The 13874-nt window shown below is 73.8% G+C and carries 12 protein-coding genes; 6 read left to right on the forward strand and 6 right to left on the reverse strand.

Translation table 11 applies throughout. The annotated features are described in order from the left end of the window. Nucleotides 1–28: 28 nt before the first annotated feature. On the forward strand, nucleotides 29–2158 hold the full coding sequence (locus ACZ5UI_RS09520; RefSeq protein WP_464196609.1) for a PI-PLC domain-containing protein: 2130 nt from the start codon (nucleotides 29–31) through the stop codon (nucleotides 2156–2158). Between the two features lie 30 nt (nucleotides 2159–2188). Further along, nucleotides 2189–2998 carry an META domain-containing protein gene (locus ACZ5UI_RS09525; RefSeq protein ID WP_464196611.1) on the forward strand — a complete coding sequence of 270 codons (810 nt, stop codon included), beginning with the start codon at nucleotides 2189–2191 and terminating at the stop codon, nucleotides 2996–2998. Nucleotides 2999–3005: 7 nt separating this feature from the next. On the opposite strand, the gene ACZ5UI_RS09530 is transcribed toward ACZ5UI_RS09525, so the two are convergent. Further along, entirely contained in the window at nucleotides 3006–3464 is a 459-nt protein-coding gene (locus ACZ5UI_RS09530) for an Lrp/AsnC family transcriptional regulator (protein WP_464196613.1), read from the reverse strand. 125 nt (nucleotides 3465–3589) lie between these two features. Here ACZ5UI_RS09530 and ACZ5UI_RS09535 point away from each other — a divergent pair, with 125 nt between their 5' ends. The 4 genes from ACZ5UI_RS09535 to ACZ5UI_RS09550 are packed head-to-tail and all read left to right on the forward strand — an operon-like array spanning nucleotide 3590 to nucleotide 9023. Next, on the forward strand, nucleotides 3590–7090 hold the full coding sequence (locus ACZ5UI_RS09535) for an indolepyruvate ferredoxin oxidoreductase family protein (RefSeq protein ID WP_464196615.1): 3501 nt from the start codon (nucleotides 3590–3592) through the stop codon (nucleotides 7088–7090). Nucleotides 7091–7117: 27 nt separating this feature from the next. Then, nucleotides 7118–7711 carry a phosphatase PAP2 family protein gene (locus tag ACZ5UI_RS09540; protein ID WP_464196617.1) on the forward strand — a complete coding sequence of 198 codons (594 nt, stop codon included), beginning with the start codon at nucleotides 7118–7120 and terminating at the stop codon, nucleotides 7709–7711. Beyond that, entirely contained in the window at nucleotides 7708–8097 is a 390-nt protein-coding gene (locus tag ACZ5UI_RS09545) for a BlaI/MecI/CopY family transcriptional regulator (RefSeq protein ID WP_464196619.1), read from the forward strand. The genes ACZ5UI_RS09540 and ACZ5UI_RS09545 overlap by 4 nt, the downstream gene beginning before the upstream one ends. Further along, nucleotides 8094–9023 (forward strand): M56 family metallopeptidase, encoded by a 930-nt coding sequence (locus ACZ5UI_RS09550; RefSeq protein WP_464196621.1) that lies wholly within the window; start codon nucleotides 8094–8096, stop codon nucleotides 9021–9023. Before ACZ5UI_RS09545 ends, ACZ5UI_RS09550 begins: the two co-directional genes overlap by 4 nt. Here ACZ5UI_RS09550 and efeB read toward each other — a convergent pair. The 5 genes from efeB to ACZ5UI_RS09575 form a co-directional block, all read right to left on the reverse strand. Further along, nucleotides 9020–10234: an iron uptake transporter deferrochelatase/peroxidase subunit gene (gene efeB / locus ACZ5UI_RS09555; protein ID WP_464197796.1), complete on the reverse strand. Its 1215-nt coding sequence runs from the start codon at nucleotides 10232–10234 to the stop codon at nucleotides 9020–9022. The two genes, ACZ5UI_RS09550 and efeB, sit on opposite strands and share 4 nt — an antisense overlap. Before the next feature lie 38 nt (nucleotides 10235–10272). Continuing rightward, nucleotides 10273–11448 carry an iron uptake system protein EfeO gene (efeO, locus tag ACZ5UI_RS09560; RefSeq protein WP_464196623.1) on the reverse strand — a complete coding sequence of 392 codons (1176 nt, stop codon included), beginning with the start codon at nucleotides 11446–11448 and terminating at the stop codon, nucleotides 10273–10275. Between the two features lie 9 nt (nucleotides 11449–11457). Further along, nucleotides 11458–12315: an iron uptake transporter permease EfeU gene (efeU, locus tag ACZ5UI_RS09565; protein WP_464196625.1), complete on the reverse strand. Its 858-nt coding sequence runs from the start codon at nucleotides 12313–12315 to the stop codon at nucleotides 11458–11460. 62 nt (nucleotides 12316–12377) lie between these two features. After that, nucleotides 12378–13061: a DedA family protein gene (locus tag ACZ5UI_RS09570; RefSeq protein WP_464196627.1), complete on the reverse strand. Its 684-nt coding sequence runs from the start codon at nucleotides 13059–13061 to the stop codon at nucleotides 12378–12380. Then, entirely contained in the window at nucleotides 13058–13837 is a 780-nt protein-coding gene (locus ACZ5UI_RS09575; RefSeq protein WP_464196629.1) for a COG4705 family protein, read from the reverse strand. Before ACZ5UI_RS09575 ends, ACZ5UI_RS09570 begins: the two co-directional genes overlap by 4 nt. Nucleotides 13838–13874 lie beyond the last annotated feature (37 nt).

A 13874-nucleotide genomic window follows, 5' to 3' on the forward strand; every position in this document is an offset into this window, starting at 1 on the left:
GTGACGCCGCGTCGGTAAGGTCGGGGCCATGAGCGCCCTGCCCGCTCGCGCGCGGCTGGGATGGCGCGGATGGATGTCGATCGTGTTGCTGGTCGCGGCGAGCGTGCTCGTCGCGACCGGCGGCGTGCTGCTCTACGTGCAGCGCGAGGTGGCCGACGAGGACCACTTCGCCGCGCGCGTCACCTCGGCGCTCGACGATCCCGCCGTGCGGACCGTCGTCTCTGACCAGGCGGTCGGCGCGCTCCTGTCGCGCAGCCACGGCGATCTGGTCGCCGTGCAGCCGCTGCTGGTCACGGTCACCAGCGCGCTCGTCGACACGCCGGCGTTCCGGCGCGTCGTGGCGTTCGGGCTGGCCGACACCCATCGGGCGCTGATCCGCGGCGACGGCAGCCTGATCGTGCGCGTCGAGGGCACCGGCCGGGAGATCCTCGCCGCGCTGCGCAGCGTGTCGCCGCGCCTGGCCTCGCGGACCTCGGGCGACGTGCGCCCGGTGCTCACGCGCGTCGACCGCGACAACCGGGCCATGCGGATCGTGCGCGACGCGGTGGACGCGTCGGGCTGGGCCTGGTGGCTGCTGGGCGGCGGCCTGCTGGCCATCGTGGCTGCGCTGGCCATCGCGCGCGACCGGCGGCGGGCCACGGGCCACCTCGGCGCCGCGTTCATCGGCGCGGGCCTGCTGATGGCCGCCTTCGTCGTGCTGGTGGGCGACCTGGCCACCGGCGCCATCTCGCGCAAGCTCAGCCTCGACGCCGGCGACCAGCGCGACGCGATCGACGCGCTGTGGAAGGCGCTGTTCGGCGACCTGCGCACCGCCGGCCTGCTCGTCGCCGCGGGCGGCCTGGTGCTGGCCGCGCTGGCCGCCGGCCTGGCCCGCCCCCAAGGCGTGGGCACGCGCGCGCTGCGGCTCGGCGTGCGCGCCTGGGACGAGCCGTGGGTACGCCGCGGCACGCTCGTCGCCGCCGGGCTGGCCTGCGTGCTCGCGCCCAGCCTGGCGCTGCGGGCGATCATCGTGGTCGTCGGCGCGGGCCTGATCTTCCTCGGCCTGCGCGACGTCGGCGCGCGGCTGGTCGGCCGCCTGGCCCAGCCGGGCGACCCCGCGGCGCCGGCGCCGCCGAGCCGCCGCCGCGACGGGCTCCTGGCCGGCCTGGCCGTCTCGGTGCTGCTGCTGGCCGCCACGGCCGCCGCGGCCGCCGGTCTGAGCGCGCCGCAGCTGCCGGCCGCGGCGCCGGCGCTTCCGAGCGAGGGCTGCAACGGGTCCAAGCGGCTGTGCGACACCCGCGTCGACGCCGTCTTCTGGCCCGCGACGCACAACTCCTACGCCGCCTCCGACCAGGGCGGGTGGCTGTTCCCCAACCAGACACGCGACATCGAGCGCCAGCTGCGCGACGGCATCCGCGGCCTGACGCTCGACGTGCACTGGGGCGTGCGCGATCCCGCCACGGGGCGCGTGCGCACCGACCTGCAGAGCGAGAACACGACCCCCAACAAGGTCGTGGCCGAGATCGGACCCGAGGCGGTGCGCGCGGCCGAGGCGGTGGCGGGCCGCATCGGCGTCGGCGACCTCACCGGGCCCCGCGAGCTGTACCTGTGCCACACGCTGTGCGAGCTCGGGGCCGAGCCGCTGGACGCCGAGCTCGGCGTGATCCGGCGGTTCCTGGACACCCATCCCGACGACGTGCTGAGCGTCATCGTCGAGGACTACGTGGCCCCGGCCCGGATCAAGGGGGCGCTGCGCGACGCCGGCCTGCTGCGCCAGGCCGCCGTGCTGGACCGGGCCGAGCCGCTGCCCACGCTGCAGGAGCTGATCGACCGCGACCAGCGCCTGATCGTGTTCGCCGAGAACCACGGCGGCGGCTATCCCTGGTACCTGCCCGCCTTCTCGTTCATCCAGGACACGCCGCTGGGCGCCACCCGGCCCTCCGAGCTGAGCTGCGATCGCTGGCGCGGCGATGCCGACAGCCCGATCCTGCTGATGAACCACTGGATCGACCGCTTCCCGCCCCGCGTCAGCGACAACGCGCGCATCGGTCGGCGCAGCTTCCTGGAGCAGCGCATCGCCCGCTGCACGCGCGAGCGCGGCCTGGCGCCGGGTCTGGTCGCCGTCGACTTCTACGAGCGCGGGGCGCTGCTGGACATCGCCCGAGAGCGCAACCGCTGAGCCCCACCACCCCCCGAGGTTCCCCCACCCATGCCCCGTCTTCTGCCCCTCGCCACCGCCGCCGCGGCCACCCTGCTGCTCGCCGCCAGCGGCTGCGGGGGCTCCTCCGACGACGACGCGTCGACCACGGCGACGGGATCCGCCGCCTCGCTCAGCGCGCTGAACAACCGCACGTTCGTGAGCACGTCCGTGGACGGTCACACCCTGGCCGATGGCAGCCGGCTGACGCTCACGTTCGACCCCGACCTGCTCGTGTTCAGCGCCGGCTGCAACAGCCTGCGCGCCGGGTGGAAGGTCGCTGGCGACCGCATCCAGCTGGACGGCGAAGCGGCCGGCACGCTGATGGCCTGTGAACCCGCGCTGCAGGAGCAGGACCGCTGGCTGTCCCAGCTCCTGGCCGGCGGCGCCACCGCGACGCTCGACGGCGACCAGCTGACGCTGACCGACGGCGACGTCCGCATCACGCTGCAGCAGGGCACGATCGACACGCCGCCGCCGATCAAGGGCACCGACTGGACGCTCGATCACGTCGTCGACCGCGACGGCACGGTCACGCCGGTGCCCGGCGGCGCGCAGGCGCCGACGCTGCGCATCGATGGCAACCGCGCGCAGGTCTTCGCCGGCTGCAACCGCGGCGGCGGCAGCGTCCAGGTGGGTGACGACGGCCTCGGCGTCTTCGAGCCGATCGCCCTGACGATGATGGCCTGCGAGCCCGAGCAGGCGGCGCTCGAGCAGCTCGTGACCAGCGTCCTGGAGGGCACCGTCGCGTTCGGCTACGCCGGCGACGACCTGTCGGTGGCGCGCCAGGGGCGGCACCTGGTCTTCACCGCGGGTGCCTGACGGGCGGTCAGGTCAAGGGCCGCCCGGGCGGGGTCCATCGGTCGATGACCATCAGGGTCTTCGTGCCGGTGACCCCGCTGCGGTGGCGGAGCTGGTCGATCACCCGCTTGAGGTCGGACAGGTCCTGGACCTGCAGCCACACCAGCGCGTCGGCCTCCCCCGCGGTCATGAACATCGCGCGCACCTCGGGCAGGCTCGACGCGGTCGCGGTGATCTCGTCGACGCTGGTGGTGCCCGCGAAGTGCAGCTCGGTGATCGCCTCGATCTGCTGGCCGATCTTCTCCTGGTTGACCAGGACCGTGTAGCCGGCGATCACGCCGGTCGCCTCCAGCCGGTCGATGCGGCGCGCGACCGGGGCCTGGGACAGGTTCACCTGGCGGGCGATGTCGGCCACCGTGCGGCGGGCGTCGGCGCGCAGCAGGTCGAGGATCCGCCGGTCGATGTCGTCGAGCTCGGGCAGCGTCATGTCGCTCCGAACTGTACGCATGTTTCCTGCGCGGATGCCGGTGTGCGGCGCATGTTTCCTGCGCGTGGCCGCCGGATCCTCGCAGCTCCGTAGACGTCGTCCGACGGGAGGCGTTCAGTATGCCCATGAGCGCCACCGAGATCCGGGCGGACGTGACGCTGGACGACAAGTACGCCGCGCAGTCCGGCACCGTGATGCTCTCCGGCGTGCAGGCGCTGGTGCGCCTGACGCTCGACCAGCGCCGCCTCGACGACCGCCGCGGCCTGCGCACCGGCGTGTACGTGAGCGGGTACCAGGGCTCGCCGCTGGGCGCGCTCGATCTCGAGCTCGCCCGGGCCCAGGCGCACCTCGACGCGGCCGGCGTGGTCTTCCAGCCGGGCCTCAACGAGGAGCTTGCCGCGACCGCGGTCGGCGGCACCCAGCTGGTGGGCGAGCTGGACCGGCGCCGCCAGGACGGCGTGGTCGGCTTCTGGTACGGCAAGAACCCGGGGCTCGACCGCGCGGCCGACGCGCTGCGCCACGCCAACACGAGCGGCACCGCGCCGCTCGGGGGCGCCGTGGCCTGGATCGGCGACGACCCCGCAAGCAAGTCCTCCACCCTGCCCAGCGCCTGCGAGCCGATGTGCCGCAGCCTGCTGATGCCGCTGCTGGCCCCCGGCACGATCGGCGAGCTGCTCGAGTTCGGGCTGCACAGCGTGGCCATCTCGCGGGCCGCCGGGCTGTGGACGGGCCTGAAGATCGTGGCCGACATCGCCGACGCCTCCGCGCTGGTCGACGTCAGCGGCCTGCTGGAGGCGATCCCGCCGCCGACCGCGCGCGAGTGGTCGCCCCCGGTGCTGCTGGCGCCCACCAACCTCGACGCCGAGCACGACCTGATGACCGCCCGGCTGGCGCTGGTGCGCGACTACGTGCGCCGCGCGGGCCTCAACCGCGTGACGATCGCGCCCGACCGCACGGACGTCGCCGTCATCGCCGCGGGCAGCGCCCACCAGGCGGTCCTGCGGGCGCTGGACGAGCTCGGCTTCGACGAGGACGCCTGCGGGCGCGCCGGCCTGCGCCTGATCCGCCTGGCCCTGCCCTGGCCGATCGATCGCGACGAGCTGCGCACGCTGCTGGGCGGCGCGTCGACGGTGCTGGTCGTCGAGGACAAGCTCCCGTTCGTGGAGACCGCGGTGCGCGACGCGCTCTACCGCCAGCCCGACGCGCCGGTGGTCGTCGGCCAGGAGGACACCGAGGGCCGCCCGCTGATCCCCTCGCGCGGGACCCTGACCGCCGACGACGTGTCCCGCGCCCTGTGCCGCGTCCTGGCCCATGACCGTCTTCCCCAGCGCGCGCTGGCCCGCCTGGACCAGCTCGCCGGGCGCACCCGCGAGACCGGCACGCTGGCCACCCTCCCCGCGCGCACCCCGTACTTCTGCTCCGGCTGTCCGCACAACGCGTCGACGAAGGCCGAGGACGACCAGCTCGTCGGCGTCGGCATCGGCTGCCACGCCATGATCGCGCTGGACAGCCGCCAGCGCGGCCAGCTGCTGGGCATGCCGCAGATGGGCGGCGAGGGCGCCCAGTGGTTCGGCCTGCAGCACTTCACCGACGACGCGCACTTCACCCAGAACCTGGGCGACGGCACGTTCCATCACTCGGGCTCGCTGGCCATCCGCGCGGCGGTCGCCGCCGGCGCCACGATGACCTACAAGATCCTCTACAACGACGCCGTCGCGATGACCGGCGGCCAGGTCGCCCAAGGCCGCTTGGACGTCCCGGCCCTGACGCGCTGGCTGGCCCTGGAGGGCGTGCGGCGCATCGTCATCACCACGCCCGAGCCCGCCGGCTACCGCGACGTGGCCATCGACCCCATCGCCAGCGTGCGCCATCGCGACGAGCTGGCCGACGTGGCCGGCGAGCTGGCCGCCGTCGCCGGCGTGACCGTGCTGATCCACGACGACCGCTGCGCCACCGAGGAGCGCCGGCTGCGCAAGCGCGGCAAGCTGCCGGCGGTGGCCGAGCGCGTGTGGATCAACGAGCGCGTGTGCGAGGGCTGCGGGGACTGCGGCGAGCAGTCCACCTGCCTGTCGGTGGTCCCGGTGGACACCGAGTTCGGCCGCAAGACCGCGATCCACCAGGCCTCCTGCAACCAGGACTTCTCCTGCCTGAAGGGCGACTGCCCGTCGTTCCTGATGGTCACGCCGAAGGCGGGTCGCGCCCGGCCGCGCCCGGCGCCCGATCCACCGGTGGACCTGCCCGAGCCCCAGCTGCGCGTGTCCGCCGACCGCGTGCTGATCCGGATGCCCGGCATCGGCGGCACCGGGGTGGTCACCGTCTCGCAGATCCTGCAGATGGCCGCGCACCTCGACGGCCGCCACGCGGCCGGGCTCGAGCAGACCGGGCTGGCCCAGAAGGGCGGCCCGGTCCTGTCGGACATCCACCTCTCGACGACGCCGATCACCGGTCAGCTGCGCGGGACCGCCGGCTCGGCCGACGTGCTGCTCGGCCTCGACCTGCTGGGCGCGACCGCGGCGAGCACGCTGCTGGTCGCCGACCCGGCGCGCACGGTGGCGATCGTCAACACGGCCCAGTCGCCCACGGCGGGCATGGTCACCGACCCGGACGTGCGCTTCCCCGAGGTCGAGCGCGCGCTGCGGCGCATCGGCCGGTCGACCCGCGCCGACGAGAACCTGTACCTGGACACGCAGCAGCTGGCCGAGCGGCTGTTCGGCGATCACATGCCGGCCAACATGCTCCTGGTCGGCGCCGCCTACCAGCACGGCTGCCTGCCGCTCAGCGCGGACGCGATCGAGCAGGCCATCCGCCTCAACGGCGCGGCGGTCGACGCGAACCTGGCGGCGTTCCGCTGGGGTCGCGGCGCCGTGGTCGATCCGGTGGCCGTCCAGCGGGCCGCGGCCCCCGCCGTGCCCGAGCCGCCGGCGCCCGACGAGCGCACGCGCGCGCTGATCGAGAGCGTCGACGCGCGCGGCGAGCTGCGCCGCCTGCTGGAGATCCGCGTCCCCGACCTCGTCGCCTACCAGGACGCGCGCTACGCCCGCCGCTACGTCGAGGCGGTCCAGCGCGTCGCCGCGCGCGAGCGCCGCACGCTCGGGGACACGGAGACGGCGATCGCCGAGGCCTTCGCCCGCGGCCTGCACAAGCTGATGGCCTACAAGGACGAGTACGAGGTCGCGCGCCTGCACCTCGATGCGGTGGAGGTCGCCCGTCGCGACGACGCCTTCGGCCCGGACGCCAAGGTCCAGGTGATGCTCCACCCGCCGATGCTCCGCGCGCTGGGTCTGGACCGCAAGATCCGCTTCGGCGCCACGGCCCGGCCGGCGCTGGGCGCCCTGCGCCGCGGCCGCCGGCTGCGCGGGACCCGCCTGGACCCGTTCGGCCGGGCCGAGGTCCGCCGCGTCGAACGGGCGCTGATCGGCGAGTACACCGAGCTGGTCGAGACCGCGCTGCAGCGCCTGACGCCGCAGAACGCGGCCTGGGTGGCCGAGATCGCCGCCCTGCCCGACCTCGTGCGCGGCTACGAGGACATCAAGCTGCGCAACGTGGAGCGCTTCCGCGCGCGGGCGCAGGAGCTGCTGGACCAGCCCGCTCCGCTGTTGCGGATCGAGCGGGCGTTCATGTTGTGATCAGGGGCGCGGACCCACACTGGGTCGATGTTCACACCGGTCGCCGGCCTTGACCTCTTCCTGACCCAGCAGGGCAACCATCTCGCCGCCACCCACGACGGACTCGAGGACGCGGCGGGCCTGTACGCAAACCTGTCCGAGCCCCTGTTCCTCGCGCTGTGCGCCGTGCTGATCGTCGCGGGCGGGGCGCTGCGCCGCGCGCCGCTCGTCGTCGCCGGGGGCCTGGCCGTGCTGTCGGCTGGGGTGGCGCTGGTCGTCACCCACCTCGTGTCGATCGCCGTCGACCGGCCCCGTCCGTTCGTCGGCCACGCCGGCGAGATCACGTCCTTCGTCCAGCACGCGGCCGATGCCGGCTTCCCCAGCGATCACGCCACCGCGGCGTTCGCGATCGCCGGGACGCTGATGCTGCGGCTGGGCTGGCGCTGGTTCCCCGTGCTCGTCGCCGCCGCGGCCCTGGCGGCCGCCCGCGTGGTGCTCGGCCTGCACTACCCGTCCGACGTGCTGGCCGGCGCGGCGATCGGCCTGGCCGCCGCCTGGCTGGTGTGCCGACTGGCGCCCCAGGTGGCAGACTGGTGGCGCCAGAAGGTCACCCGAACACCGATGGACTCCCCCACCACATGAGCCCCCGGCGCAGCCGGCCCAATGGCCGCCTGGAGCGCGAGATCATCGCCTGCCTGGCGGCCAGCGCCGACGCGATGACCGCGGCCGACGTCCAGGCCGAGCTGGGCGGCGAGCTGGCCTACAGCACGGTCATGACCACGCTCTCGCGGCTGTACGCCAAGCAGGCGCTGACCCGCACCGCGCGGGGCCGCGCCTACGCCTACGCGCTGGCCGGCGACCAGACCGGCGCCCAGGCCAGCGTCACCGCGCATCAGATGCACCGCCTGCTGGAGGGCGGCGAGGACCGGGCCAGCGTCCTGTCGCGCTTCGTCGACAGCCTCGATCCCGAGAGCGAGACGCTGCTGCGCGCGCTGCTGGACGATCACGACGCCGAACGGGCGACGTGACCCCGCGGTCCGATCTGGCGCTGGTCGCGCTGGCCCTCGTGCCGCTCGGCGTGGGCGCCGCGGCGGCGACGCTCAGCCGCGCCGCCGCCCGGCGGCTGGCCCCGGCCACCGCCACGGTGCTGCTGACCGCGCTGGCTCTGTCCGTCGCGCTGGTCACCGGGCTGCTGCTCTGCCTGGTGGGGATCGTCGGGCTGGCCCAGGTGCCGCTGCTCTCGGGACTGGGCCACTGGTCGCCCGAGGCGATGCGCGCGCGGCTGCCGATCCACCCGGCCGCCGGGCTGCTCGGCGGCCTGATCGCCACGGTGCTGCTCGCCTCGGCCATCCGGCGCATCGTGCGGGTGGCGCGCGAGCTGCGGCGCACGAGCGCGGCCGTGGCCGGCGTTCCCGCCCAGGAGGGCCTCGTCGTGATCGCCGACCCGTCGCCCTTCGCCTACGCCGTTCCCGGCCGCCATCAGCGCATCGTCGTCTCCACCGGGATCCTCCAGCGCCTGAGCGCCCCGCAGCGGCGGGTGCTGCTGGCCCACGAGGCCGCCCACCTGCGCCACCGCCACCACCTGTACGTCCAGCTCGGGCGCCTGGCCGCGGCGGCCAACCCGTTCATGCGCCCGGTCTCCCGGGTCATCGACCTGTCCGTCGAGCGCTGGGCGGACGAGGTCGCCTCGCGCGCGGTCGGCGATCGCCGCACCGCGGCCCAGGCGTTGGCCGCCGCCGCGCTGCCCCCGGCGCCGGTCGCGGCGCCCGCCGGGGCGCTGGCCGCGACGCAGACCGACGTCGTCGATCGGGTGGCCAGCCTGCTGCAGCCGCCCCGCCGCCGCCGCGCGTTCGCCGTGGCCGCCACCGTGCTGGTGCTGGGCTGCTGGATCGCCGGGCTGATGGTCATCGGTCATCTCCACGGGCTGATGGAGCTCGCGGAGGCGGGTGGCTAACCCAGCAGCGACTCGCCCCAGTAGCGCCCGGGCTGGACGCCGGGCGGACAGGCGAACAGCCCGCTGCCCACGTGCTGGATGTACTCGTTGAGCGCGTCGTTGGCCTTGCCCGCCAGCGAGGCCTGCAAGCGCGCGAACTGGGTGCGCGGATCGCGCTGATAGGCCAGGAAGAACAGCCCCGCGTCGAGCCGGCCGAGCGCGTCCGTGCCGTCGACGAACGAGTAGCCACGGCGCAGCAGCGTCGCCCCGCCGTTGTGCGACGGGTGCGCGAGCCGCACGTGCGCGCTGGGATCGATCGCCGCCAGGTCCAGCGGGTCGAACTCGTGGGCCTGGCCCAGCGGCGCGCCGGTGCCCTTCTGGCGCCCGATCACGCGCTCCTGCTCGAGCAACGGCGTCGAGTCCCACGGCTCGATCAGCATCCGGATGCGGCGGCTGACCAGGTAGCTGCCGCCGGTCATCCACGCCGGCCCGTCCCCCGGCTGGACCCACACGTGCGTGTCCATCGCCTTGGTGTCCTCGGCCTTGATGTTGGCGGTGCCGTCCTTGAAGCCCATCATGTTGCGCGGCGTGGCCTGGTCGGTCGAGGTCGAGCTGGTGCGGCCGAAGCCCAGCTGCGAGTAGCGCACCGAGGCGGTCCCACGGGCCAGGCGCGCCAGGTTGCGGATCGCGTGGACCGCCACCTGAGGATCGTCGGCGCAGGCCTGCACGCACAGGTCGCCTCCGCTGCGCGCCGGGTCCAGGGCGTCGCCGGCGAACGCGGGCAGCTCGGCCAGCTGCGCCGGGCGGCGGTCGGCGACGCCGAAGCGGTCCGCGCCGCCGAACAGGCTCGGGCCGAACCCGATGGTCAGCGTCAGTCGGGCCGCGGCCAGCCCGAGCGCCTCGCCGGTGTCGTCGGGCGGCGCCCCCGGCGCGCCGGTGACGGCACCGGTGCCGACGTCGTGTCCGCCGGTCATCTGGAAGGCCGCGCCGGTCCACGTGGTCAGCAGCGCGATCAGCTGCGCGCGCGTCGCGGTCGGACCGAGGTCGAACGCGGCGAAGTGCAGCCGGTCCTGCGCCGGCGTGGCGATGCCCGCCTGGTGGGCCCCGAGGAACGGCACCGGCGCGCCGGCGCCCGCGGCGGGCTCGGGCGCGTCCGCGCCCAGCGCGACCGCCGCGCCGCCCGCACCCGCCGCCGCGCCCACCACCGCCCCGGCCCCGAGCAGGCCGAGCATCCGGCGCCGGCTGATGCCGGCCGGATCGGGCGCGTCGGTCACTCGCTGGTCACGACACCGCTGATCCGGCCCAGCGGCTCGGAGATGGCGTCGACCTCGACGGCCAGGGCCTTGACGTCGTCCGGGGTCAGCGCGTCGTAGGAGACGTACGGGCTGCCCGGCACGTACCCCTCGTCGCCCGGCTTGGCCTGATGGGTGTCGAGCAGGCCGACGAGCGCCGGAAAGCGCTCGTCGAGCGTGCGCACCAGCTGCGGGTCGCGCGCCTGCAGCGCCGGGCGCAGCGCGCTGTAGACGTACCGGGCGCCGTCGACGTTGCCGGCGAAGTCGAGCAGGTCGATGCGCGAGTAGCGCTCCTCCTCGCCGGTGACCTTCGACTTGGCCACCTCGTCGAGCAGCGACTTCGCGCCGTTGCCCATCGTCAGCGGCGTGATCTCGACGGTCTTGACCAGGTTGCGCAGCTTCGCGACGTCGGCGGTCAGCGCGCTGGCCAGACCCTGCGTGCCGGCCAGCGTCTGCTTGGCGAACAGCAGCTGCTCCAGCGCGTGGAACCCGACGAACCGCGTGCCCGCGGTGGCGTCGTCGATGCGCATGTCGATCAGCGGATCGAGGTCCCCGAAGGACTCCGCGATCGGCTCGATGCGCTCGTAGTGCAGGCGCGCGGGCGCGTAGGCCTTCTGAGCCGCCGCGAGGTCGCCGGCGGCGATCGCGTCGGTGAACGTCGCTGTCGTGTCGACCAGCGCGTTGGTCTCGTGGCGCACGTAGGTGCGGTAGTCGTCGACCGCCGCCTGCAGCTGCTCGTCGAGGGTCTGCTTGGGTGGCGCCGCGCCGCTGACCTTCAACGCGGTGCGGTTGCCGTTGCCGACCATGCCGGGCTTGCAGGCCACCTCGTAGTCGCCCGCGGGGAGGTCGACGATCAGGTTGCGCTTGGTGGCCGGGCCGACGTTCTCGACCTCGCCCATGATGCGGTCGCCCGGCGCGTACACGTACACCTCGGTGACCTGGGAGGCGGTGTTGGAGACCTCGAAGGTGTGGCGCCCCGACGGCAGGCTGGCCTTCCCCACCTCGCAGGTCGTGTCGCCGGCGTTGACGCTGATCTGGCTGCCGGTCGAGGCCGCCCCGCCGGAGTCGCCTCCGCCGCCGCACCCGGCGACGAGCGCGGCGGACAGGGCGGCGGCCAACGGCAGCGGCACGATGCGGCCAACGGGCAGATGCACGGGTACTCCTCAGCTTCCGGACGGCGAAGACGGGACGGGGCGCACCGCGGCGGGTGCGCGCTTGCTGCGGCCGGTCAGCAGGAACAGCGCCATGACCGGGATCAGATAGGCCAGCCAGGCGACCGCCTGGGCGACCGTGGTCTGCGGGGTGAAGTTGAAGATCCCGCGCAGGAGGGTCGCGTACCAGGAGCCCGGCGGGATCGTGTCGCTGACGTCGAAGGCGAGGTTGTCCAGCCCGCCGATCACGCCGCCCTCCTGCAGGTCGTGCACGGCGTAGGCCAGCACCCCGGCGGCGACGACGATCAGGCCCGCCCCGGTCCAGGTGAAGAAGCGGGCCAGGTTGAGCTTGACCGAGCGGCGATACAGCAGCCAGGCCAGCACCACCGCGGTGACGATGCCCAACGAGAACCCGACGACCGGCGCCGTCGTGCTGCCGGCCGCCTCGACCGCCGACCAGAAGAACAGCGCGGTCTCCAACCCCTCGCGAGCGACGGCCAGGAACGCGGTCAGCACGACGGCGAACGCGCCCAGCTGGAGCGCCGACGACATGCGCTCGTCCAGATCGCCGCGCATGCCGCGCGCGGTGCGCCGCATCCAGAAGACCATCCAGGTCACGAACACCACGGCGATCGCCGAGAGCGTGCCGCCGAAGATCTCCTGGCTCTTGAAGTCCGACAGGAGGTTCGTCGAGGTGTAGGTCAGCAGCGCGCCGAACGCGGCGCTGACCACGATCGCCACGACCACGCCGCCCGCGACGAGCGGCAGGCGGTCGCGCCGCTCGACCTTGACCAGGTAGGCCAGCAGAATGCTGACCACGAGCGCGGCTTCGAGGCCCTCACGCAGGCCGATCAGGTAGTTCGAGAACATGGCAGGTGACAACTACACGCCGTGTAGTTCTGCGTGAGGGTAGCCTAACTTTCCCGGCGGGGCTACCCCACCGTCTGCCGCCGCCGGCGCGCTCGCAGCACGGCCGCGCCGATCACGCCGGCGATCGCGATCAGCAGCAGCCCGAAGGCCAGATCCACGAAGCCGAACGCGTGGTGGATGCTGTGCCAGCTGCCCCCGGCCGCCCACCCCGCGCCGGCGAACGCCGCGCACCAGATCAGCGACCCGAGCACGGTCAGCGCCGAGTAGCGCCCGAACGGGACGCCGAACGCGCCGGCCGGGATCGAGATGAACGACCGCACGATCGGCGTGAGGCGGCCGATCAGGACCGCCGGCGTGCCGTAGCGGGCGAACCAGTCCTCGGCCCGCTGGACGCGCTCGGGCGACAGATGCAGCCAACGCCCGCGTCGCTCCAGGAACGGACGCCCGCCGGCCCGGCCGATCCACCAGCCGACCAGCCCGCCGAACGTGTAGCCCAGCGTGCCCGCCGCGACCAGCGCCACGTAGCCCTCCAGGCCGGTGCCCAGCGTGGTGCCGAACAGGCGCACCTGGGCGCCGTTGATGGCGCCCGCGGCGACCACGCCGGCGTAGAGCATGATCAGCTCGCCGCCCACGGGCAGCAGCGCATCGACCGCCATCAGCGCGAACACCGCGATGACGGCCGAACTGCCGATGGCGTCGGTCAGCTGGGTGCTGACCGACGCCACCATCGTCGTCGTCGCGGTCATGCGTTGCGTGCCGCGAGGGTCGGTGGGGTCTGGTCGCGCTTGGTGATCGACAGGTACGTGACCAGCGCCAGGATGCAGGCCAGGAACACGTAGCTGACCACCGTGGTGCCCAGCCCCAGGCCGCCGAACTTGTGGCTGCTCTGGGTCAGGAAGTCCCCGACGGACGCGCCCAGCGGCCGGGTCATGATGTAGGCCGCCCAGAACGTCAGCACCGCGTTGAGGCCGAACACGAAGTGGCCGACGGCGATCAGCGCGATCACCCCGCCGAACACCAGGATCGAGACGAAGTAGCCGAGGTTGGCCTTCTCGCCCACCAGGTCGCCCGCAGCGGTCCCCAGCGCGAACGTGGCCAGGATGGCCAGCCAGTAGAACGCCTCACGCCTCGTCGTGACGATCGAGTGGATCGACAGCGTGCGCTCGACCGCGAACCACACGATGAACACCGCCGCCAGGATCAACGAGAACGCCCACGTGCTCGTCGTCAGCGGCACGTTGTAGCGATCGGTCAGGTTGTCGGTGATCAACGTGCCGAACACGCTGATCACCACGACGACGGCCCAGTACACGGCGGGCACGTACCTGCGCAGACGGAACTGGACCAGCAGCAGCACCGCGAGCAACGCGCCCGTCACGTAGGTGGTGTTGCTCAGGCCGAAGCCCAGGTTCACGTTGAGGTAGTCGGCCGCCGTCTCTCCGACGGTCGTGCAGAGGATCTTGATGATCCAGAAGAACAGGGTGACCTCGGGCACCTTGTTCAACATCTGGCGAGTGGTCATGGTCGCCAGGATGCGGCGGCGCACCTTGCGCGGACCT

The sequence above is a fragment of the Conexibacter sp. JCM 18997 genome (genome assembly GCF_055391915.1).

Excerpts from the sequence above, each read along its gene's own strand:
- ACZ5UI_RS09520 (WP_464196609.1), top strand. The coding sequence starts at position 29 with ATGAGCGCCCTGCCCGCTCGCGCGCGGCTGGGATGGCGCGGATGGATG.
- ACZ5UI_RS09525 (WP_464196611.1), top strand. The coding sequence starts at position 2,189 with ATGCCCCGTCTTCTGCCCCTCGCCACCGCCGCCGCGGCCACCCTGCTG.
- ACZ5UI_RS09530 (WP_464196613.1), bottom strand. The coding sequence starts at position 3,464 with ATGACGCTGCCCGAGCTCGACGACATCGACCGGCGGATCCTCGACCTG.
- ACZ5UI_RS09535 (WP_464196615.1), top strand. The coding sequence starts at position 3,590 with ATGAGCGCCACCGAGATCCGGGCGGACGTGACGCTGGACGACAAGTAC.
- ACZ5UI_RS09540 (WP_464196617.1), top strand. The coding sequence starts at position 7,118 with ATGTTCACACCGGTCGCCGGCCTTGACCTCTTCCTGACCCAGCAGGGC.
- ACZ5UI_RS09545 (WP_464196619.1), top strand. The coding sequence starts at position 7,708 with ATGAGCCCCCGGCGCAGCCGGCCCAATGGCCGCCTGGAGCGCGAGATC.
- efeB (WP_464197796.1), bottom strand. The coding sequence starts at position 10,234 with ATGCTCGGCCTGCTCGGGGCCGGGGCGGTGGTGGGCGCGGCGGCGGGT.
- efeU (WP_464196625.1), bottom strand. The coding sequence starts at position 12,315 with ATGTTCTCGAACTACCTGATCGGCCTGCGTGAGGGCCTCGAAGCCGCG.
- ACZ5UI_RS09570 (WP_464196627.1), bottom strand. The coding sequence starts at position 13,061 with ATGACCGCGACGACGACGATGGTGGCGTCGGTCAGCACCCAGCTGACC.
- ACZ5UI_RS09575 (WP_464196629.1), bottom strand. The coding sequence starts at position 13,837 with ATGACCACTCGCCAGATGTTGAACAAGGTGCCCGAGGTCACCCTGTTC.